Origin of the sequence: Streptomyces venezuelae, assembly GCF_008642315.1 — a bacterium.
In the GTDB taxonomy this organism is placed as follows: Bacteria; Actinomycetota; Actinomycetes; order Streptomycetales; family Streptomycetaceae; genus Streptomyces; species Streptomyces venezuelae_D.
Map to the genome: position 1 here is coordinate 5,172,385 of NZ_CP029192.1, position 19,785 is coordinate 5,192,169.

Here is a 19,785-nt window from a genome sequence, read left to right on the forward strand (position 1 = left end):
TGGCCTACGACTGCCTGGCTACGAGTGTGAGTGTTGCACGCTATTTAGTTGTGCACAACTTAATTGGGTGCGGGGAGGGTCGATGTAGGCTGGAATCCATGGACGACGAGGACCTTCTCCGGCTCGATCAGCAGATCTGCTTCTCGCTGCACGCCGCCGCCCGCGCCTTCAACGGGGTATACCGGACCCTGCTCAAGGACCTCGGCCTGACCTACCCGCAGTACCTGGTCATGCTCGTCCTCTGGGAGCACGACGAGCTGCCCGTCAAGAAGATCGGCGAGCGGCTGCGGCTCGACTCGGGCACCCTCTCGCCGCTGCTCAAGCGGCTCGAAGCGGCCGGGCACGTCGAGCGGCGGCGGAGCGCCGAGGACGAGCGCTCCGTCACCGTGCGGCTCACGGAGGAAGGGCGCGGCCTGCGCGAGAAGGCTCTCGCCGTGCCCCGCGCTCTCGCCGACTCCACCGAGCTGTCGGTCGAGGACGTACGGGATCTGCGCGCCCGGCTCGATCAGCTCACGGCCGCCCTCGACGGGGCCAGGCTCACGAGCTCTTGAGCCCGACGGGGAACACCCTCTCCGCCGTCGTCACCACCGCACACTTCCCCGCCGCCCACCGCAGCGCCATCGCGTGGTCGTCCGCCGAGAAGTCCGCCACCGCGTCGGCCACCACGAACGCCTGGACGTCCTGCATCCACGCGTCGCACGCCGTCATCAGGACGCCGATGTGCGCGTAGACGCCGGTGATGACCAGCTGGTCGCGGCCCTGCTCGCGCAGGCGCTCCAGGAGGTCCGTGCGGACGAAACCGCTGTACTTCCACTTGGTCAGGACCGTCTCGGCGGGTGCCGGGCCGATCTCCGCGGCGATCGCCGCCGCCTCCGCGTCGTCGGGCAGGCCCGGCCCCCAGAAGTCCTGCTGGAGGCCGCGTTCGGCGGGGGACTGGCCGCCGGGCTGCGCGGTGTGCAGCACCGGGATGCCGAGGCGGTCGGCGGATCTCTTCAACTCGGCCACGTGGGAGAGGAGTTCCGGTACGGGGGAGGCCTTGCGGTCGTACGCCGAGAGGAAGTAGTTCTGCAGGTCGTGCACGAGCAGCACGGCGCGGGACGGGTCGACCTTCCAGTCGACGCGGTTCGCCGGCAGCTCGTCGGGCGACGGCATCGGGTAGGGGGTGATGGCGGGGAGGGCCATGGTGCGGCGGTTCCGTTCAGGGGTGGGGTGCAGGGGTGGGGTACCAGGTGCGGGGCTGTCAGGACGGCGTCGGTGTCGACGCCGCCGCCCTCAGCGCCTTCTTCGAGATCTTGCCTACGCCCGTCTGCGGGAAGACCTCCACGAACTCGACGCGGTCGGGCACCTTGTACGAGGCGAGTCCACGCTCCCGTACGAACTTCCTGATCGCGGCGGGCCGCATCGGCTCCGCGTCCGCGCGCAGGATCACGTACGCGCAGGTCCGCTCGCCCAGGTATGCGTCCGGCTCGGCGACGACGTTCGCGTCGTGCACGGACGGGTGGGCGAGGATGTGGTTCTCGACCTCCTCCGCCGCGACCTTCTCGCCGCCCCGGTTGATCTGGTCCTTCGCCCTGCCCTCCACGACGAGGTGCCCGGTCCCGGTCAGGCGCACCACGTCGCCCGTGCGGTAGAAGCCGTCGTCCGTGAAGGAGCGGGCGTTGTGCTCGGGGGCCCGCCAGTAGCCGCGGATCGTGTAAGGGCCGCGCGTCAGCAGGTGACCCGTCTCGCCCTCCGGCAGGTCGTTGTCCTCGTCGTCCACGACGCGGATCTCGTCGTCCGGCGAGATCGGGCGGCCCTGCGTGGTGACGATCGTCTCCGGATCGTCGTCCAGGCGGGTGTAGTTGACCAGGCCCTCCGCCATGCCGAAGACCTGCTGCAACGTGCAGCCCAGCGCGGGCTTCACCCGGCGCGCCGCCTCCTCGCTGAACTTCGCGCCGCCGACCAGGAGTACGTCCAGGCTGCTCAGGTCGTACGCGGTGGCGGGCGCCGCCTCCGTCCAGAGGAGGGCGAGCGGCGGGACGAGGCCGGTGATGGTGACGCCCTCGGACTCGATGAGGGGGAACGCCGCCTCGGGGCCGGGCTGCGGGCAGAGCACGACGCGGGCGCCCGCGTACAGCGCGCCGAGCGAACCCGGCGACGAGAGCGGGAAGTTGTGGGCCGCGGGGAGAGCGACCAGGTAGACGCTGTCCTCGTCGACCGCGCACAGCTCGTTGGAGCCGCGCAGGGAGTAGATGTAGTCGTCGTGGGTGCGCGGGATCAGCTTCGGTACGCCCGTACTGCCGCCGGAGAGCTGGAGGAACGCCAGGTCGGAGGGGGCGGGCGGGGAGGCGATCGGGTCGGTCGGGTCCGTGGCCACGTCCGACAGCGCCTCGAACGGGCCCGCGTCGCCCTCCGCCACGAACACGTGCCGCAGCGTCGGGATCTCGTCGACCAGCTTCGCCGCGAGACCGCGGTGGTCGAAGCCGCCGACCTGGTGCGGGATGACGTACGCGGCGGCCTCGGTGAACTCGCAGAAGTAGCGGATCTCCGTCTCGCGGTGCGCGGGCAGCGCGAAGACCGGGAGCGCGCCGACGCGGAACAGCGCGAAGACCGTCTCGAAGAACTCGGCGATGTTGGGCAGCTGGACGACCACCCTGTCGCCCTTGCCGATCCCGCGCGCCAGCAGGCCGGCGGCCAGACGGTCGGCCCTGCGGTCCAGTTCCCCGTACGTCCAGCGGCGCGCCGGCGTCCCGCCGGTGCCCGGGTCCACGATCGCCACGCGGTCCGGGTGCTCGGCGGCCCGGTCGCGCAGCATCCCGCCGAACGTCTCGCCCCGCCACCAGCCCGCGGCGCGGTAGCGCTCCGCGAACTCCCGCGGCCAGGTGGGCGCGTCCACCCCATCCGAAAGGCTCACAGCTCCGCCCCCACCGCGTTCAGGAACGTACGGAACTTCGCGCCCGTCTCCGCGGTCTCCGCCGCCGGGTCCGACGCGGCGACCACGCCCGCGCCCGCGTACAGCCGCAGGCTGCGCTCCTCCGCCTCGGCGCAGCGGATCGTCACGACCCACTCGCCGTCGCCGTTCGCGTCGCCCCAGCCGACCACGCCGGTGAAGAAGCGGCGGTCGAACGGTTCCGTCTCGCGGATCACCTCGCGCGCGGTCGCCGTGGGCGTGCCGCACACCGCGGGTGTGGGGTGCAGCGCGCAGGCCAGTTCGAGGGCCGAGGTGTCGGGCGAGACGAGGGTGCCGGTGACCGTCGTGGACAGGTGCCACATGGTCGCTGTGCGGACGAGGGTGGGGCGGGCGGGGACCGTCAGATCCGTGCAGAAGGACGCGAGCGCCTGGTGCACGCCGTCCACCACCACGGAGTGCTCGTGCAGGTCCTTGGCCGACTCCAGGAGCGCGGCGGCGCGGCGCACGTCCTCGGCGAGGTCGTCGCTGCGCGGCGTCGAACCGGCCAGCGGGTTCGCCACGACCTGGTTGCCGTGGCGCGAGACGAGGAGTTCGGGGCTCGCGCCGATGAGGGTGCGTCCTGGGGCCGTCGGCAGCGCGAAGGTGTAGCCGGAGGGGTCGCGGCGGGCCAGGCGCTGGAGCATCGCGGGGAGGTCCAGCGGGGCGGGCGCGGTGAGTTCGAGGGTGCGGGCGAGGACGACCTTGCTGAAGTCGCCGCGCCACATGCGGTCCACGGCGGCGGCGACACCCTCGCCGTACTCCTCGGGGGAGGGCACCGGACGTATCCGCCAGCCGGTGGCGTCGGCCGTCTCGACGGGCAGCGCGATCAGGGGGTCCGCGGCCAGCGGGGGCGCGGTGCGCAGGGCCGCGGGGACGGTGAGTGCGGCGGGCGCGGTGTGGTCGAAGGGGACGGCGCCGAGGACGTACGGCTCGCCGACCCCGGTGCGGCGGGCGTCGGCCAGGGTGGCGGCGACGCGCTGCGGCAGCGGCCGGTCGTCGTGCGGGACGTGCGCGTGCACGCCCTCGGCGAGCAGGGTGCGGGTGGGCGTCGCGAGGAACCGTTCGCCCTGGGTGTAGGCGGCGAGGAGCGAAGTCGCCGCTCCGACCACGGGGTTGGCCTGCTCGGCGGTCGTGACGGGCGGGGTGGGCTTCTCCTGCGTGGTGGCGTTCGCGCGCGGGGCGTGCTCGTCGTGCGTGGCGACCTCGGGTGCCGTCGACACAGTGGCTCCAATTCTCGGGTGGGGCACGGGTGTGTGCGGGGAGGAGGAAAAGGGGGTGGGGGGAGGAGGGGTGACCACGCTCCCGCCCGGGGGTCAGCGCAGCGTTGCTCCGCCGTCCACGTACAGCTCCTGCAGCGTGATGTGGCGGGCGCGGTCCGAGGCGAGGAAGACCACCGCGTCGGCGATGTCGTGCGGGGTGGCGATACGGCCGAGGGGGATGCCGGTGCGGTACGTCTCCAGGTTGCCGTCGAGCACCCCGGCCGGCGCCTCCGCCGCCGAGTCGTCGGGCCAGAGCGCGCGCTGCATGGCCGTGTCCGTCGTACCGGGCGCCACGACGTTGCAGCGCACGCCGCTGCGCGCGATCTCCAGGCCGAGGCATTTGGTGAACGCGGCGGCCGCCGCCTTCGACGCGGCGTACGCGGCCATGCCGGTACGGGGGATGCCCGCGGCGTTGGAGCCGACGGTGACGATGCAGCCGGAGCCCCGCGCCGTCATGTGGGAGGCGGCGGCGCGGGACGTGTGGAAGACGCCGGTGGCGTTCACGGCGAAGGTGTCGGCCCAGTCGGCGTCGGTGAGTTCGGCGACGGCGGAGCCGCGGAGGATGCCCGCGACGTTCACGAGCAGGTCGAGGGCGCCGTGGTCACGGACGATGCCGTCGATCACCGACGTCACCGCGGCGACGTCGGTGACGTCCATGACCCGGGGAGTGACCGTGCCGGGGAGGCCTCTCGACGCGGCCGACAGTTCGTCGACGCCGTGCGCGTCGCGGTCCGTGGCGACGACGTGTGCGCCGCGGGCGGCGAGCGCGGCGGCCACCGCGGCGCCGATGCCCTGGCCCGCGCCGGTCACCAGAGCCGTACGCCCGGCGAACTCGCCCTCGGCGTGCGGCTCGTTCGGTATGTGCTCAGGCATGGTGTGAGCCACCTCCCCCAACTCGTTAGGTAAGGCTAACCTAACGTACGAGCTCTGGGGGGAGGTTTGCGGGGTCGATCTTCGGCTTAGGTGAGGCTTACCTTATAGCGGGAGTGCGTGCCGAGGGGTCAGGACTTTGGGCCTGTCGCCGTCCGTCGCCCCTGTGCTACCTTCCGAGTGGTACGTGTGAACGCCCAGTCCTGGGTGCCCGTACCGTCCCCCCTTCTCCCGGTTCACCGGGGCCGGGATCTCTCAGGTCGCCTTCTGTGTGCGGCCCACTCAGTTCTCCGTACCGCTGATCGGACACTCGCGCAGCGGTTTCTCTCCGCCCGCCGTACGGGACGTGGTCAATGCCGTCCCGCCGGGCCCTCTTCTTCGCATGTCGCGAAAGGACCCTCATCATGACTGCCACCACCGTCGAGCAGCCTTCGCGGGCTGCCACTGAAAGCTCAACCGACCACGCCTGCACGGGAGTTCTCGACCTCGTCCGTGAAGGGCGCGGGTTCCTCCGGGGCGCCGGCTGCCTGCCGGGCGACGGCGACGTCCAGGTGCCCGCCTCGCTCGTACGCCAACTCGGCCTGCGCTCGGGCGACTTCGTCGAAGGGGTCTGCGGGAAGCCCCGCGTGCTCGCCGGGGTCGAACGCGTCAACGGGCGCGCCACCGGAACCCTGCGCGGGCGGCCGCGGTTCCGTGACCTCACGCCGCTGCACCCCCGCGAACGGCTCCGTCTGGAGACCGAGGGCGGGCCCGTCGCCGGACGGCTCGTCGACCTCGTCGCGCCCGTCGGCAAGGGGCAGCGCGGGCTGATCGTCGCCCCGCCCAAGACCGGCAAGACCGTGCTGCTCCAGCAGATCGCCGCCGCGGTCGCCCGCAACCACCCCGAGTGCCACCTCATGGTCGTCCTCCTCGACGAGCGGCCCGAGGAGGTCACCGACATGCGGCGCTCGGTCCACGGCGAGGTGCTCGCCTCGACCTTCGACCGGCCCGCCAAGGAGCACATCGCCCTCGCCGAACTCGCCGTCGAGCGCGCCAAGCGCATGGTCGAGGACGGGCGGGACGTCGTCATGCTCTTCGACTCGCTGACGCGGCTGTGCCGTGCGTACAACAACGCGGCGACCGGCAGCGGACGCACCCTCAGCGGCGGTGTCGACGCGGCGGCCGTGCAGGGGCCGAAGCGGCTCTTCGGTGCCGCGCGCCTCGCGGAGGAGGGCGGCTCCCTGACGATGCTCGCGACCGTGCTCGTGGACACCGGGTCGCGCGCCGACGACTACTACTTCGAGGAGCTCAAGAGCACAGGCAACATGGAGCTCCGGCTCGACCGCACCCTCTCCGACCGGCGCGTCTTCCCCGCCATCGACATCACTCCTTCCGGTACGCGCAGGGAGGAACTCCTCGTCGACGAGGCCGAGTTGAATGCCGTGCGCGGGCTTCGGCGGGCCCTGCACGGCAGGGAAGGGCACGGCAGGGAAGGGCAGGGTTCCTTCGAAGCGCTGCTCGACCGGATCCGCAGGACGCCCAGCAACGCCGCCTTCCTGCGGCAGGTGCGGCAGACCGTGCCCGGGGCGCTGCCCCGCGCCGAGGACGCTACGGCCGCGTGACGTGCACGCGGTAGTCCCCGTCGTCCGTCACCCCGGCCACCGTGACCCGCACCCCCGTCTTGCGGTCGGTGAAGGTCTCGCCGACGCCGTACGTCGCGTCGGAGAGCTCCGCGTGGACGTTGGGGCGGCGCGTGCAGCCGCCGCTGTCGGGTGTCGCGTCGGAGACCGTGACCGGGCCGTGGCCGGTATCGACCTCCGCGTCCACGCGGTAGACGAGGACGCCCGGCTTGCAGACCGCCTCGTCGTTGCCGCCGCGGGTGCGGGCCTCGATCGCGTACCCCGTCTTCTCGCCCAGTGGTGCGAACGCCAGCTTCGTGCCGCCTGGACGGGCCAGCGGGGACAGGACGTGCTCGGTCGTGCCGGAGCTCGCGGCGCAGCCGACCTGGTCGTCGTCGAGCCAGCCCAGCTTCCACTTGTGCCAGGCCAGCAGGTCGTTGTTGGCGCCCCAGTCCTCGCTCATGATGTCCCAGTGGCCGACCGCGCCGCCGCCGTCCTGGGTGTACAGGTCGGGCAGGCCGAAGACATGGCCGTTCTCGTGCGGCAGGACGCGGTAGCCCGTCTCCCCGTAGCTGCCCGAGCCGTCGTCCTGGCGGCTGTAGACGAAGGACGCGTTGGAGACCGGGACGCCGTCCGCGACCGGCGCCTCGTGGTTGCCCGCGAACGTCACCGACAGGACGGTGTCGAGAGCTGAGGGGCCGGCGTTCGGGGTGATCAGGATGTTCACGAGGTCGTACGTGCGGAAGTCCACGTCGGGGTCGGCGGCCGCCACGATGTCCTCGACCAGCGTGCGGTAGCCGGGATCGAAGGGGGCGCCGCGCTCTATCCCGTACTCCTTGAACGACTTCGGCATGCGCAGCCAGTCCGGCAGGGGGGACTCGGGGCGGTAGTCGAGACGCCCGTACGAACTGGTGCGGAACCACTCCGCGGTCTGCGGGAAGAACTCCGCGAGGCGGTCCATCGCGCTGCCCTTACCGGGCGCGTCCGAGAAGTCCACCATGAGGTTCAGGGCCCGGACGGTGCCGGTCGAGCGGGAGTAGCCGGGCGGTGTGGGCACGCCCTCCGACATCTGTACGCCCATCGTGCCGCTGATCATGCAGGGGCCGAGGGTGGTGCCGCGGGCCAGGGAAACCGAACCGGCGGCGCTCTGCGCGCCCTCCATCAGGCGTCCGGTGCTCGCCGACGTGGTGATCGCGAGGGCGATCGCCGCGACGGAGCCGAGGGCGATGCCGCGGCGGGCGGGGCCGATGCCCCGGCGGGCCGGGCGTATCCGGCGCCAGGTGGGCTGCTGCATGCACGGGCCTTCCGCTCCACGGCAGCCGCCGGTCATGGCTGCACCCTGTTCGATCACCCTCCGCCGGGGGGTGCGAGGGCGCTCGTTGGGTGCGACCGATCGTGGGTTTCTCGCCCGGGCGAGGTGTGACCCGGCTCACACGAATAAATGCGGGGCGCCGGAAATATACGGGGACTCCCTCCCCGTTTAGCACTGTGTCCGCGTGAAACGGGGAGTCACTCCCCGCATCGCGGAATGACTTCTACGCCGACACGAGCCGACACACGAGGAGCAGCCGTGGACACCGCCACCGCCCCGCAGCGCCGAGTCCCGCGACCGCGGGCCGACGCCCTGCGCAACCGGGAGCGGATCGTCGCCGCCGCACGCGAGATGTTCGTGGAGTACGGACCGGACGTACCCCTCGACGAGGTCGCGCGCAGGGCGGGCGTCGGCAACGCCACGGTCTACCGTCACTTCGCCGACCGCGCCGCGCTGGTGCGGCAGGTCGTCCTCCATGTGACGGACCGCGTCGCGGCCCACGCCGAGCAGGGCATCGCCACGGCGGAAGCCGACGCGAGCGCCTCGTTCGGCGCGCTGCGCACCTTCGTGCACGCCGCGGCCGAGGAGCGCATCGGGGCCATGTGCCCGATCCTCTCGGCCGACTTCGACCCCCACCACCCCGACCTGCTCGGCGCCCGCGAGCGGCTGGAGCACTCCATCGAGACCCTCATGGAGCGCGCCCGCGAGGCCGGCCAGCTGCGCACCGACATCGCCGTCGGTGACCTGATGGTCGCCCTCTCCCAGCTCACCCGGCCGCTGCCGGGCACGGCATGCCCCGGCATGGACGGCTTCATCCACCGCCATCTGCAGCTGTTCCTCGACGGCCTGATGGCGCCCGCCCGGTCCGAGCTTCCGGGGGCGGCCGCGACGCTGGAGGACCTCCGGCAGAGCTGACCGAGAACCGCGCGCCCGCGCCGCCCCTCACACAGTCATTCGCACCTTTTTGATCACTCCGTACCGCTAGGTGGCTACTCCCATGTCTCAAACAGCCCTCAGGCCCGACACCGGGCCCGACGCCAACCGCTGGAAAGCGCTCGTCTTCATCGCGCTTGCCCAGTTGATGGTTGTCCTCGACGCGACCATCGTGAACATCGCGCTGCCCTCCGCGCAGCAGGACCTCGGCATATCCGACGGCAACCGCCAGTGGGTCATCACGGCCTACGCGCTCGCCTTCGGCGGCCTGCTGCTCTTCGGCGGACGCATCGCCGACCTGTGGGGCCGCAAGCGCACCTTCGTGACCGGCCTGATCGGTTTCGCCGCGGCCTCCGCACTCGGCGGCGCCGCGACCGGCGAGGCCATGATGCTGGGCGCCCGCGCCCTGCAGGGTGTGTTCGGCGCGCTCCTCGCGCCCGCCGCCCTCTCGCTGCTCGCGGTGATGTTCACCGACGCCAAGGAGCGCGCCAAGGCCTTCGGCATCTACGGCGCGATCGCCGGTGGCGGCGGCGCCGTCGGCCTGATCCTCGGCGGCTTCCTCACCGAGTACCTGAACTGGCGCTGGACCTTCTTCGTGAACATCCCGTTCGCGGTGATCGCCGCCCTGGGCGCGTACTTCGTCATCCGTGAGCCGGCCGGCGGCCGCAACCGCTCGCCGCTCGACATCCCCGGCGTGGTCCTGTCCACCCTCGGTCTGGTCGCGCTGGTCTACGGCTTCACCCGCGCCGAGTCCGCGGGCTGGTCGGACTCCGTGACGATCACGATGTTCGTCGCCTCCGCCGTGCTGCTCGCCGCGTTCGTCCTCACCGAGGGCAAGGTCAAGTCGCCGCTGCTGCCGCTGCGCGTCCTGACCGAGCGCAACCGCGGCGGCGTCTACATGTCGCTCGGCCTCGCGGTCATCGCGATGTTCGGCCTGTTCCTGTTCCTCACGTACTACCTGCAGATCGTGAAGGGCTACTCGCCGGTCAAGACCGGCTTCGCCTTCCTGCCGATGATCGTCGGCATGATCACGGGCTCCACGCAGATCGGCGCCCGGCTGATGACCCGCGTCCCGCCGCGGCTGCTCATGGCCCCGGGCTTCCTGCTCGCGGCGGTCGGCATGCTGCTCCTGACGCAGCTGGAGATCGGCACCTCGTACGCCGGTCTGATCCTGCCCGCGCAGCTGATGCTTGGCCTCGGCATGGGTACGGCGTTCATGCCCGCCATGTCCCTGGCCACGCACGGCGTCGAGGCCCGTGACGCCGGTGTCGCCTCCGCGATGGTCAACACCTCGCAGCAGGTCGGCGGCGCCATCGGCACGGCCCTCCTGAACACCATCGCCGCCTCGGCGACCACCGCGTACCTCACGGACCACGCGGCGCTGGGCGCCACCAACCCCAAGCTCCTCCAGGCGCAGGCCATGGTCGAGGGCTACACCAGCGCCATCTGGTGGGCGGTCGGGATCCTGGTGGTCTCCGCGCTGATCGCGGCCACCCTCATCACCACCGGCCACCAGGGCGGCACGTCGGCTCCGGCCGACTCGTCGGACGGGGTCGAGGACGAGGTCAAGATTCCGGTGATGGCCCACTGACGCGGGCCATCGGCAGGCCCTAGCGGAGCCAGGGGAGGTCCGCCCCGGCCTCCTCCGGCTGAAGTCCCTCGGCGACGATCTTCATGATCTCGCCGAGGGACTTCTGCTGTTCCGGGGTGAGCCGGTCGAAGAGGGCCTGGCGGACGGCGGTGACGTGGCCGGGCGCGGTCCTGCGCAGCACCTCGAACCCGTCGTCGGTCAGGATCGCGAGCTGCCCGCGCTTGTCGGAGGGACAGTCCTCGCGGCGCACCCAGCCGCTCTTCTCCAGACGCGCGATCGCGTGCGAGAGACGGGACCGGGTGATCTTCATGGTTTTCGCCAGTTCGGTCATCCGGAGCCGCCGCCGGGGGGCGTCGGACAACTGGACCAATAGGCCGTAGTACATGTGGGGCATGCCCGCGTCGCGCTGCAACTGACGGTCGAGGAAGTCGTCGAGAAGAGTCGTCGCCTGAAGGTAGACCCGCCAGACGCGCTGCTCGTCGCCGTCCAGCCAGCGCGGCTCGCCGGCCGGGGGAGGGGTCGCTGCCGTATCCATGTACCCCACTGTACGAGGTCGTTCCTTGAACTTTGAACAAACCAGTCGTACGCTGATCCTGTAAAACTTGAGCTTTCAAGTAACGCAATGGTTCGCTCGCCGGAGGTGCGCGATGTCCCGCATGCCCGCCCTGTATCTCAGCCACGGCGCCCCGCCGCTCGCCGACGACCCGGTCTGGCCCGGCGAGCTGGCCGCCTGGTCCGCGGGGCTGCCGCGTCCGAAGGCGATCCTCATGGTCTCCGCGCACTGGGAGGAGGCCCCGCTCGCCCTCTCCGCCACCGAGACACTGCCCCTCGTGTACGACTTCTGGGGCTTCCCCGAGCACTACTACCAGGTGACCTACGCGGCGCCCGGCGCCCCCGAACTCGCCGCCTCCGTACGGAAACTGCTGCACGCGCCCGGCACGCCCGTCCAGGACGTGCCGGACCGCGGCCTCGACCACGGCGCGTACGTCCCGCTCGTGGAGATGTACCCCGACGCCGACATCCCCGTCCTCCAGATCTCCCTGCCGACCCTCGACCCGCGCCGACTCATGGACATCGGCCGCAAGCTGGCGCCGCTGCGCGACGAGGGCGTCCTGATCGTCGGCAGCGGCTTCTTCACGCACAACCTGGCCGCGCTGCGACAGGGCGGCATCCCGTCCTGGTCGGCGGAGTTCGACGCGTGGGGGCACGAGGCGCTGGAGGCGGGCGACGTGGACGCGCTGCTCGACTTCGGGCACAAGTCCCCGGCCGGACAGCTCGCCCACCCGCGCACCGAGCACTTCGCACCGCTCTTCGTGACGCTGGGCACGGCGGACGCGACGGGGGACCTGGCCGGTCAGCGCAGCGTGATCGACGGCTTCTGGATGGGGCTGGCGAAGAGGTCGGTGCAGTTCGGCTAGAGGGGCGCGGGGGCCTGTTCAGGTGCGTGGGAACGCCAGCAGGGTTGCAGGTGGCCTGGGTGGCCTGGGTGGGACGTGGGGGTGCCTGTTGAGGGGCGCGGGGAACTGCGCGACCAGCCCCCGCGGCCCGCGGACGAACTGAACCCGTGAGTGACCCGCGCCTAGCCGAGCGGCACGCTCAGCTCGACCGCACGCAACGCCGCCCCGAGGGCGGGCCCATCGCCGACGTCCAACGCCGTGTCCGCGAACTTGATCACGTGTTCGTCCCCGTGCGCGAGCGCCCGCGCGAACACCTCCTCGGCATCGAGGTCACCGACCGGCTCGTACGCCACCGGCTCGTCCGGCGCGTACATGGCCGTGACCGCCGCCGACGCGGTCCACGCGGCGCGCAGGCTCGGCACCCACAGGGCGCGGGGCAACGCGGGAAGCGCGCGCAGCACGGCGTTGGGCGCGGTCGCCGCGTGCACCAGCATCGTCTCCTCGCCGTGGCCGTGCGTGGCGTACCGGTGCGTGGCCGCCCGCACGAGCTCGGCCAGCCCGCGCCGCGCCTCCTCCGGGTCGTCCACGGCGGCGGCCCACGCCGGGAGTCCCTCGACCCGTGCGAGTCGCGCGGGGAAACCGCCGTCCGCGCGGTTCGCGATGGGCGGCACCGCGTCCAGGCCGTCGGCGGCAGTGCGGTGGACGCCGGGCAGCACGCTCACGCCGGCGAGGGGGGAGTGGCGGGCGGCCCAGTAGCCGAGGCCGTGGGCGAGCTCCGAGAGGCGCGGCCCGGTGGCGTCGCCCTCCTCCAGCGTGCGCACGGCGTGGCCGACGCGGATCACGGGGTGCGTCGAACCGCCGTACAGGCCGGGCAGCAGCCGGGTCCACCACTGAGCCAGCACGTCGCGCCAGGGCCGCTCCGCGATCTGCCTCTCGAAGTACGCGATCCAGTCCGCCGCGCGGCGCGGGTCACCCAGTGCCTCCGGCCAGTTCGCCTCGGTGACCGGCGCCACGGAGGCGGGAAACTCCTCCAGCTTCGGGGCGTAGAGATCGAGCCACCGGTGGACGGCGCCGGCCTGCCCGCGCGCGGCGAGCGCCTCGACGGCCATCGGGGCGTGGTTGGTGAGCCGCCCCAGGCGCTCGGGCCCGGTGCCGTGCAGCCGTTCCAGGGCTTCGTCGAGGGTGCCGGTGGTGTCGCTCCTGTGATCCATGGGGGGACGGTAGGCCGCCGCCCCGGCGCCGGGTAACGGTCTCGGGCCCTAGGTCCCGGGGCCGAGGACGTACGGACGGAGCGACTTCGGCCGACTGGACATGACTACTCGGCGCGTAATGGAGCACACGATCAGGGCGGAGGCCGGAGGACCGGAATCGCGCGCCCTGAGCAACCAACAGGGCGTACGGTCCGTCTTCAGGAGGGAAGAGCAGCCAAGGGCGGCGCGCTCTTCCGGCAGGAGCCGGCCACGAGGCCTGGCCCGACAGCCACGAGGCCTGGCCTGACCTGCATCTCCGAGCCTTCCGACGGCATCCGGGCGCCCGTGCGGCGCCACAGGGTACTGCACCGTCAAGAAAAAAGATGCGCGGCTTGGGAATTCTGTCCGGATTCCAGTCGTTGTTTCCATCGGATGCAGGGCACCCGAGGGTGTGCCATCCACCACAGAGGCCCCACGAGTGGGCCGACCAGGACAACCATCGCAAGGGAGCACGCATGGCAACCCGTGCCGTCGCCCGTCGTAAGTCCGCCACCGGCGAGACCGACGCGGCACGCAGTGTTCGCGCCGTAGGCGGGGAGATCGCCGACCGCGACCTGGTCGGCATGTACCTCGACGAGATCGCGCGTACGCCGCTGCTGGACGCCGCCAAGGAAGTGGAGCTGTCCCAGGTCATCGAGGCGGGCGTCTATGCCCAAAAGATCCTGGACGGAGAGGTCGAGGACAGCAAGGTCACCGCGGACCGCGAGGAGCTCGAAGCCCTCGTCGCCGACGGTGAGCGCGCCAAGGACGTCTTCATCCGCTCGAACCTCCGGCTGGTCGTCGCGGTCGCCCGTCGCTACCCGCGCAGCGGTCTGCCCCTCCTCGACCTGATCCAGGAGGGCAACGCGGGCCTGGTCCGCGCGGTCGAGAAGTTCGACTACGCGAAGGGCTTCAAGTTCTCCACGTACGCCACGTGGTGGATCCGCCAGGCCATCACCCGCTCCATAGCCGACCAGTCCCGCACCATCCGCCTCCCCGTCCACCTCGTGGAGGAGCTGGGCCGGATCCGCCGTGTGCAGCGCGAGTTCAACCGCGAGAACGGCCGGGACCCGGAGCCCGCGGAGATCGCCGCGGAGCTGTCCTCGACCCCCGAGCGCGTCACGGACGTCCTGGACTGGGCGCGTGACCCCGTCTCGCTGAACATGGGCGTGGACGACGACGGCGACACGCAGTTCGGCGACCTCCTGGAGGACACCTCCGCAGTCTCGCCCGAGCAGTCCGTCCTCTCCCTGCTGCGCAGCGAGGAGCTCGACGACCTGATCGGCCGCCTCGACCAGCGCACGGCCTCCATCATCAAGATGCGGTACGGCATAGACGACGGCCGCGAGCGCACGCTGACGGAGGTCGGCAAGGAGCACGGGCTCACGCGTGAGCGGATCCGCCAGATCGAGAAGCACGCGCTCCTTGAGCTGAAGAAGCTGGCGCGGGACACGGGGTTCGACGCGGCGGCCTAGGCGGCCGGCCTTGGGCGGGATCACTCGCCGAGGCCCCGGTTCCCGTGCCCGGCGCCGGGGGGCCTCATCCCTCGGCGCCGTGGTCTTACTGCGTCGCGCTTCGCGCGTTTTCCCCCCGCCCGCCCTTGTGATCCGCGTCAGGTCACGGATCGGGTCATGCGCGCGCCCATCTCCCGCACGCACTCCACCAGCTCCCGCGGCCCCCGCACGCTGAATTCGCAGTCCATGACCGCGAGGCGCACCGCCAGCCACTCCACCGAGTCCGAGGCCTCGCAGCGCAGTCGGCAGCTGTGCTCGTCCACGGGCTGCACAGGCCCGAGCGCCGACGGCAGCCGCGCGGCGACGAACTCGGCGGGCGCCGCGAAGGTGACGTCGAGAGCGTACGAGTGCTGTCGTCCGCGCCACATCGACTCGCGGATGAACGTCGCCGCGTCCCCCCGCGGCAGCTCCCTCGGCACGAACCGCGCGCCCGTCGCGAACGGCTCGGAGACCCGGTCCACCCGGAAGGTCCGCCAGTCCTCGCGGTCGATGTCGTACGCCACGAGGTACCAGCGGCGACCCGTCGACACCAGCCGGTACGGCTCGGTGAGCCGCCGGGACTCCGTGCCGTCCCCCGCGCGATAGGCGAACCGCAGCCGCTCGTGCCCGGCCGCCGCCGATGCCATCACCGTCAGCGTCTCCGGCGCGATGCTCGCCCCGTCCCCGCTGGTCAGCGGCGTCGTCGCGATCTGCAGCGTGGAGACCCGGTGCCGCAGCCGCCCCGGAAGCACCTGCTCCAGCTTGGCGAGCGCCCGCACCGACGCCTCCTCCACGCCCTCCACGGCGTGCCCCGCCCCGGCCCGCAGCCCGACCGCGATGGCCACCGCCTCCTCGTCGTCCAGGACCAGCGGCGGCATCGCCTTGCCCGCGACCAGGCGGTAGCCGCCGGCCGCGCCCTGGCTGGCCCGCACGGGATAGCCGAGGTCCCGCAGCCGGTCGATGTCCCGCCGCACCGTGCGCCTGCTGACCCCGAGCCGCTCCGAGAGCTCGGCGCCCGGCCACTCGCGGGGCGTCTGCAGAAGGGAGAGGAGCTGGAAGAGCCGCGCCGGGGTATCGCTACCCGACCCCGCCGCCCGGCCCACGTCGGTCGTGCCGCCCGCGTTCGTCGTACGGCCCGCGTCGGTCGTGTCGCCCGCGCCCGCCGCACTGCCCGCGCCCGTCGTACTGCCCGCGATCCCCGCACCGCCCATGCCCTCCGCACCGCCCGCGCCCGTCGTACTGCCCGCATCCGTCGTCATGCCGACCAGAATGCCGGATAACTAGGACACGACCTGGCCTATATGGCCTCTAGCCTTGCGGCATGACTTCACCCAGCACCACTTCCGCTCCCGGGTCACCGGCCGCCGCCGGCGACCGGCGGCGTTGGTTCGCCCTGGCCATCGTGATGACCGCCGCCTTCATGGACCTCGTCGACGTCACGATCGTCAACATCGCCATCCCGTCGATCCAGCGGGACGCGGGCGCCTCGTTCAGCCAGATCCAGTGGATCACCGCGGGCTACTCGCTCGCGTTCGCCGCGGGCCTCGTCACCGGCGGACGGCTCGGCGACATCCACGGCCGCAAGCGGATCTTCCTCATAGGCATCACCGGGTTCACCGTCGCCTCCGCGCTCTGCGGTTTCGCGGCGAACCCGGAGATGCTGGTCGCGTCGCGCATCCTGCAGGGCGGCATGGCCGCGCTGATGGTGCCGCAGGTGCTGTCCATCGTGCACGCGACCTTCCCGGCCCACGAGCGCGGCAAGGTCTTCGGCCTCTTCGGCATGATCGTCGGGCTCGGCGCGGTCTCCGGGCCGCTGCTCGGCGCGCTGCTCACCGAGTGGAACATCTTCGGCCTCGAATGGCGGCCGATCTTCCTCATCAACCTGCCGGTCGGCATCGCGGGCATCATCCTCGGCCGGAAGTTCATCTCCGAGTCCAAGGCGCCGCGCGCCCTCAAGCTGGACCTCGTCGGCGTCGTCCTGGTCACCGCGGGCCTCCTCATGCTGCTCTACCCGCTCACCCGCGGCCGCGAGCTCGGCTGGCCCGTGTGGGGTCACGTGATGATGGCCGGGTCCCTCGTCGTCTTCGGCGCCCTCATCGCGTACGAGAAGAGGAAGGCGGCCAAGGACGGCTCGCCGCTCGTCGAGCTGTCGCTGTTCAAGGTGAAGAGCTTCGCCGCGGGCATCGCGGTGCAGACGGTCTTCGGCGTCACGCTGGGCATCTTCTTCCTGGTCTGGACGCTCTACATGCAGGTCGGCCTCGGCTGGACCGCGCTGCGCGCCGGTCTGACGGGCGTGCCGTTCTCGATCGCCGTCTCGGCGGCGGCCGGCATCTCCGTGCAGAAGCTCGTGCCCCGCTTCGGCCGCAAGGTGCTGCAGACCGGCGCCCTCGCGATGGCCGTGGGCGTCCTGATCTACATCTGGGAGGCCGGGCGGTACGGGGCGGACATCGCGCCCTGGCAGATGGCACTCCCGCTGGTCGTGATGGGCGTCGGCATGGGGCTGATCGTGGCCCCGCTCACGGACGCGGTCCTCTCGGAAGTCCCCCAGGAGCACGCGGGTTCGGCCTCCGGGCTGATCAACACCGTGCAGCAGATGGGCACCGCGCTCGGCCTCGGCCTCGTGTCGGTGGTCTTCTTCGGCGTCATCGACGAGCACGTGCGCCCGGACCGGATCCCGGCGGAGTTCGTGGACGGGTTCCAGAACGCGCTGTGGTGGGTGGCTGGCGTGCTCGCCGTCATCTTCCTGGTGATGTTCGCCCTCCCGGCGAAGCCGAAGCAGCACGTCGAGGGCGGCGGGGCGGACGCAACCGTTCCGGAGAAGGAGCCGGCGCTGACGTAGCGGCCGCCGCTCATACGCGTGCCCCGCGCCGGGTAGCTCCAGGGGCGCGGGGCCGTGACAATCTGCGGCTCCGCCGCGGGGCGCGATCAGCCACAACCGGCCCGCAGTGAAGAACCGTCCTACCAGCGGAGCGTCAGAGCTCCGCTTGGGCCGCCGCCGCGTCAAGCCCCTCAAGGACCTCCTTGGGGCTGCCACCCTTCACCACCGCGTCGCCGACGCGCCCCCGCACCGCGCCGCGGACCTCGGGCCAGGACCCGAGGTTCGTGGGCTGGAACTGCGCCTCCGGCATCTGGTCGATGAAGTCCCACATCGGCCGCTGCTTCGGATCCTTGCGCAGAGCGTCCGACGCGGAGCTCGTCACGGGCAGCGCGGCCTGGCTCCCGCCGTACGCGAGGGCGGACTTGCGCCCGTACAGGTAGCTCAGGAACGTGCCGCACTGCTCGCGCCGCCCGTTCCGCTTGAACGCCATCAGCCAGTCGTTGAGCCCCACGGGCGGCGCGGCGCCGCCCAGCTTCCGCGGGAACGGGGCGTGCGCGTAGGGGAACTCGGCCTGGTCCGCGGCGCCCATCAGGACCGGGTGTGCGATCAGCATGCCGATCTTGCCGCGCAGGAACTGGGCGTACGCGTCCGTCCTCGTCAGCGACTTGGGGTCGGCGCCCGCGAGCCCGCGCGTGACGAGGTTGTCGCGCAGCCAGGTGAGGGTGTCGATGTTGCTGGGATTGGCGAAGTCATAGCCGGTGAGGCCCGCGTAGCCGCCGCCGTCCGCGAGCAGCCAGGCCAGCACCTCGTCCTCGGCGGCCTCGGGGCCGAGCTGCAGGCCGTACGGGGTGGGCACGCCGATCCCCTTCAACGCCACGGCGGCGTCACGCAGTTCGGCCCAGGAGCGGGGCGCCTTGACGCGGGCCTGCTTGAACAGCGCCTTGTTGTAGAAGAGCCGCGGCGTGCTGGCGAGGAACGGCAGACCGTACTGGACGCGGTCGACCATGCCCGCCTCCGCGTAGGAGCGGATGAAGTCGCCCTCGGTCCGCACGTCGAACAGGTCGGACGCGCCGTACAGCTTGCCGTCCTCGGCGTAGGGCGCGAAGAGGTTGGACTGGGCGATGTCGGGGGCGTCGCCGTCCTTCACGCGCCGGGCCAGGGTCTGGTCGAGCTTGGCGAAGGGGACGCGTTCGAGGTCGACGTCGATGCCCGGGTGGGCCTTCTTGAAGGCGCCGATGAGGCTGCCCCACTGGTCGCCGATGGAGGAGCCCACGCTCTTGTCGTAGCTGGCCACGAGGAGCTTGAGCGGGGTGTCGGTCTCCGCGGAGCAGGCGCTGAGCCCGGCGGCGCCGAGCGCGGTGGCGCCGCTGAGACCGGCCGTGTGGAGGAGGAACTGCCGACGACGCACCGCTGCTTGCCACCCTTTGCTTGTCCCCGCGCATCCGACGACGACGGATGCGGTTCTGGCGGTGGCAGATTCTGCCATACAGGCAGTACGTGCCGATGAGGCCGTTCCGCGGGGCTCGCATAACCTGCCTGGCATGCCTGACATGCCTCCCGTTTCGCTCACGGAGCGACGCAAGAACGAGACCCGCCTGGACATCGCCCGTACCGCGGCGGCGCTCTTCGTGGCGGACGGGCTGCGGGCCACCCGCGCCGAGGACATCGCGCGGGCGGCGGGCGTCGCGCCGCGCACGTTCTACCGCTACTTCCCGACCAAGGAGGAGTCCGTCGCGCCGCTCTTCGCGGCCGGCGCCCAGCAGTGGGCGGAGGCGGTGCGCAGGGCGCCGGCGGAGCTGTCGGTTCCGGACGCGCTGCGGCACGCGGTCAGGGACGCGCTCGGGGCGGAGACCGCGGGGGCGGTCGAGTCCCTGGACTGGGTGCGGTCGTTGCTGCGCATGTCGGTGGAGAGCGCGGCACTGCGGGCGGTGTGGGCGGACGCGTGCCATGCGTCGGAACAGACGTTGCTGACGGTCCTGGGGGAGCGGGCGGGCGCCGTGCCCTCCCTCGACCTGCGGCTCGCGGCGGCGGTGGCGAGTGCGGCGGTGCGGGTGGGGGTCGAGAGCTGGGCGGTGGAGGACGCGCCGCCGAGTGGTGGGGAGGACGCGCGGCCGAGTGGCGGGGAGGGTGCGCCGCCGAGTGGCCGGGGGGACGCGGGTCCGGCAGCGCTCGCGGAGCGCTGTCTGGCGGCGCTGGACGCGTTCCCCTGGCCGTAGTCCCGAGGCGGCACGGGCCCAAAGCAACGTGGGCCCGGGACTGAAGTCCGTTTGTGTCCGAGTCGAGCCCGAATCTGTTTACTTCCCGGAAATCGGACCGTACTCTGCAAGTGAAACCACAGGCTCGGGCACACGGCGGA

General features: G+C 71.9%; 17 protein-coding genes. 8 read left to right on the forward strand and 9 right to left on the reverse strand.

Annotated elements, in window-relative coordinates; genetic code table 11:
- Positions 1–98 precede the first annotated feature (98 nt).
- Positions 99–551 carry a MarR family winged helix-turn-helix transcriptional regulator gene (locus DEJ48_RS22670; protein ID WP_150217920.1) on the forward strand — a complete coding sequence of 151 codons (453 nt, stop codon included), beginning with the start codon at positions 99–101 and terminating at the stop codon, positions 549–551.
- On the opposite strand, the gene DEJ48_RS22675 is transcribed toward DEJ48_RS22670, so the two are convergent.
- The 4 genes from DEJ48_RS22675 to DEJ48_RS22690 all read right to left on the reverse strand — a co-directional run bounded on the left by DEJ48_RS22675 (position 538) and on the right by DEJ48_RS22690 (position 5,061).
- Entirely contained in the window at positions 538–1,182 is a 645-nt protein-coding gene (locus tag DEJ48_RS22675) for an isochorismatase family protein (protein ID WP_150217921.1), read from the reverse strand. The genes DEJ48_RS22670 and DEJ48_RS22675 overlap by 14 nt on opposite strands.
- 58 nt (positions 1,183–1,240) lie before the next feature.
- On the reverse strand, positions 1,241–2,893 hold the full coding sequence (locus DEJ48_RS22680; RefSeq protein ID WP_190537529.1) for a (2,3-dihydroxybenzoyl)adenylate synthase: 1,653 nt from the start codon (positions 2,891–2,893) through the stop codon (positions 1,241–1,243).
- Positions 2,890–4,149: an isochorismate synthase DhbC gene (gene dhbC, locus DEJ48_RS22685; protein ID WP_150217922.1), complete on the reverse strand. Its 1,260-nt coding sequence runs from the start codon at positions 4,147–4,149 to the stop codon at positions 2,890–2,892. The genes DEJ48_RS22680 and dhbC overlap by 4 nt, the downstream gene beginning before the upstream one ends.
- Positions 4,150–4,242: 93 nt before the next feature.
- Entirely contained in the window at positions 4,243–5,061 is an 819-nt protein-coding gene (locus DEJ48_RS22690) for a 2,3-dihydro-2,3-dihydroxybenzoate dehydrogenase (protein ID WP_150217923.1), read from the reverse strand.
- Between the two features lie 401 nt (positions 5,062–5,462).
- Between DEJ48_RS22690 and rho the strand changes: the two genes are divergently transcribed.
- Entirely contained in the window at positions 5,463–6,659 is a 1,197-nt protein-coding gene (gene rho / locus DEJ48_RS22695; protein WP_150217924.1) for a transcription termination factor Rho, read from the forward strand.
- On the opposite strand, the gene DEJ48_RS22700 is transcribed toward rho, so the two are convergent.
- On the reverse strand, positions 6,646–7,950 hold the full coding sequence (locus DEJ48_RS22700; protein ID WP_150217925.1) for a M6 family metalloprotease domain-containing protein: 1,305 nt from the start codon (positions 7,948–7,950) through the stop codon (positions 6,646–6,648). The two genes, rho and DEJ48_RS22700, sit on opposite strands and share 14 nt — an antisense overlap.
- 234 nt (positions 7,951–8,184) lie before the next feature.
- Here DEJ48_RS22700 and DEJ48_RS22705 point away from each other — a divergent pair, with 234 nt between their 5' ends.
- On the forward strand, positions 8,185–8,883 hold the full coding sequence (locus DEJ48_RS22705; RefSeq protein ID WP_150217926.1) for a TetR/AcrR family transcriptional regulator: 699 nt from the start codon (positions 8,185–8,187) through the stop codon (positions 8,881–8,883).
- Between the two features lie 82 nt (positions 8,884–8,965).
- The gene (locus tag DEJ48_RS22710; protein WP_150217927.1) at positions 8,966–10,492 is read left to right on the forward strand and encodes an MFS transporter; all 1,527 of its coding nucleotides are present in this window, start codon (positions 8,966–8,968) and stop codon (positions 10,490–10,492) included.
- Between the two features lie 19 nt (positions 10,493–10,511).
- Here the strand turns inward: DEJ48_RS22710 and DEJ48_RS22715 are convergent, their stop codons facing one another.
- Entirely contained in the window at positions 10,512–11,027 is a 516-nt protein-coding gene (locus tag DEJ48_RS22715) for a MarR family winged helix-turn-helix transcriptional regulator (RefSeq protein WP_150217928.1), read from the reverse strand.
- A gap of 112 nt (positions 11,028–11,139) precedes the next feature.
- Between DEJ48_RS22715 and DEJ48_RS22720 the strand changes: the two genes are divergently transcribed.
- Positions 11,140–11,910 carry a dioxygenase gene (locus DEJ48_RS22720; RefSeq protein WP_190537531.1) on the forward strand — a complete coding sequence of 257 codons (771 nt, stop codon included), beginning with the start codon at positions 11,140–11,142 and terminating at the stop codon, positions 11,908–11,910.
- 161 nt (positions 11,911–12,071) lie between these two features.
- Here DEJ48_RS22720 and DEJ48_RS22725 read toward each other — a convergent pair whose 3' ends face one another.
- The gene (locus tag DEJ48_RS22725; protein ID WP_150217929.1) at positions 12,072–13,100 is read right to left on the reverse strand and encodes a questin oxidase family protein; all 1,029 of its coding nucleotides are present in this window, start codon (positions 13,098–13,100) and stop codon (positions 12,072–12,074) included.
- Positions 13,101–13,594: 494 nt separating this feature from the next.
- On the opposite strand from DEJ48_RS22725, the gene DEJ48_RS22730 reads away from it, so the two are divergent.
- Positions 13,595–14,593 (forward strand): RNA polymerase sigma factor RpoD/SigA, encoded by a 999-nt coding sequence (locus tag DEJ48_RS22730; protein WP_150217930.1) that lies wholly within the window; start codon positions 13,595–13,597, stop codon positions 14,591–14,593.
- Positions 14,594–14,730: 137 nt separating this feature from the next.
- On the opposite strand, the gene DEJ48_RS22735 is transcribed toward DEJ48_RS22730, so the two are convergent.
- Complete coding sequence (locus DEJ48_RS22735) at positions 14,731–15,870, reverse strand: helix-turn-helix transcriptional regulator (protein WP_223832162.1); 1,140 nt, start codon at positions 15,868–15,870, stop codon at positions 14,731–14,733.
- 62 nt (positions 15,871–15,932) lie between these two features.
- Between DEJ48_RS22735 and DEJ48_RS22740 the strand changes: the two genes are divergently transcribed.
- Entirely contained in the window at positions 15,933–17,450 is a 1,518-nt protein-coding gene (locus DEJ48_RS22740; RefSeq protein ID WP_150217931.1) for an MFS transporter, read from the forward strand.
- Between the two features lie 133 nt (positions 17,451–17,583).
- On the opposite strand, the gene DEJ48_RS22745 is transcribed toward DEJ48_RS22740, so the two are convergent.
- The gene (locus tag DEJ48_RS22745) at positions 17,584–18,837 is read right to left on the reverse strand and encodes an extracellular solute-binding protein (RefSeq protein WP_223832163.1); all 1,254 of its coding nucleotides are present in this window, start codon (positions 18,835–18,837) and stop codon (positions 17,584–17,586) included.
- A gap of 133 nt (positions 18,838–18,970) precedes the next feature.
- Here DEJ48_RS22745 and DEJ48_RS22750 point away from each other — a divergent pair, with 133 nt between their 5' ends.
- On the forward strand, positions 18,971–19,645 hold the full coding sequence (locus tag DEJ48_RS22750; RefSeq protein WP_190537533.1) for a TetR/AcrR family transcriptional regulator: 675 nt from the start codon (positions 18,971–18,973) through the stop codon (positions 19,643–19,645).
- Positions 19,646–19,785 lie beyond the last annotated feature (140 nt).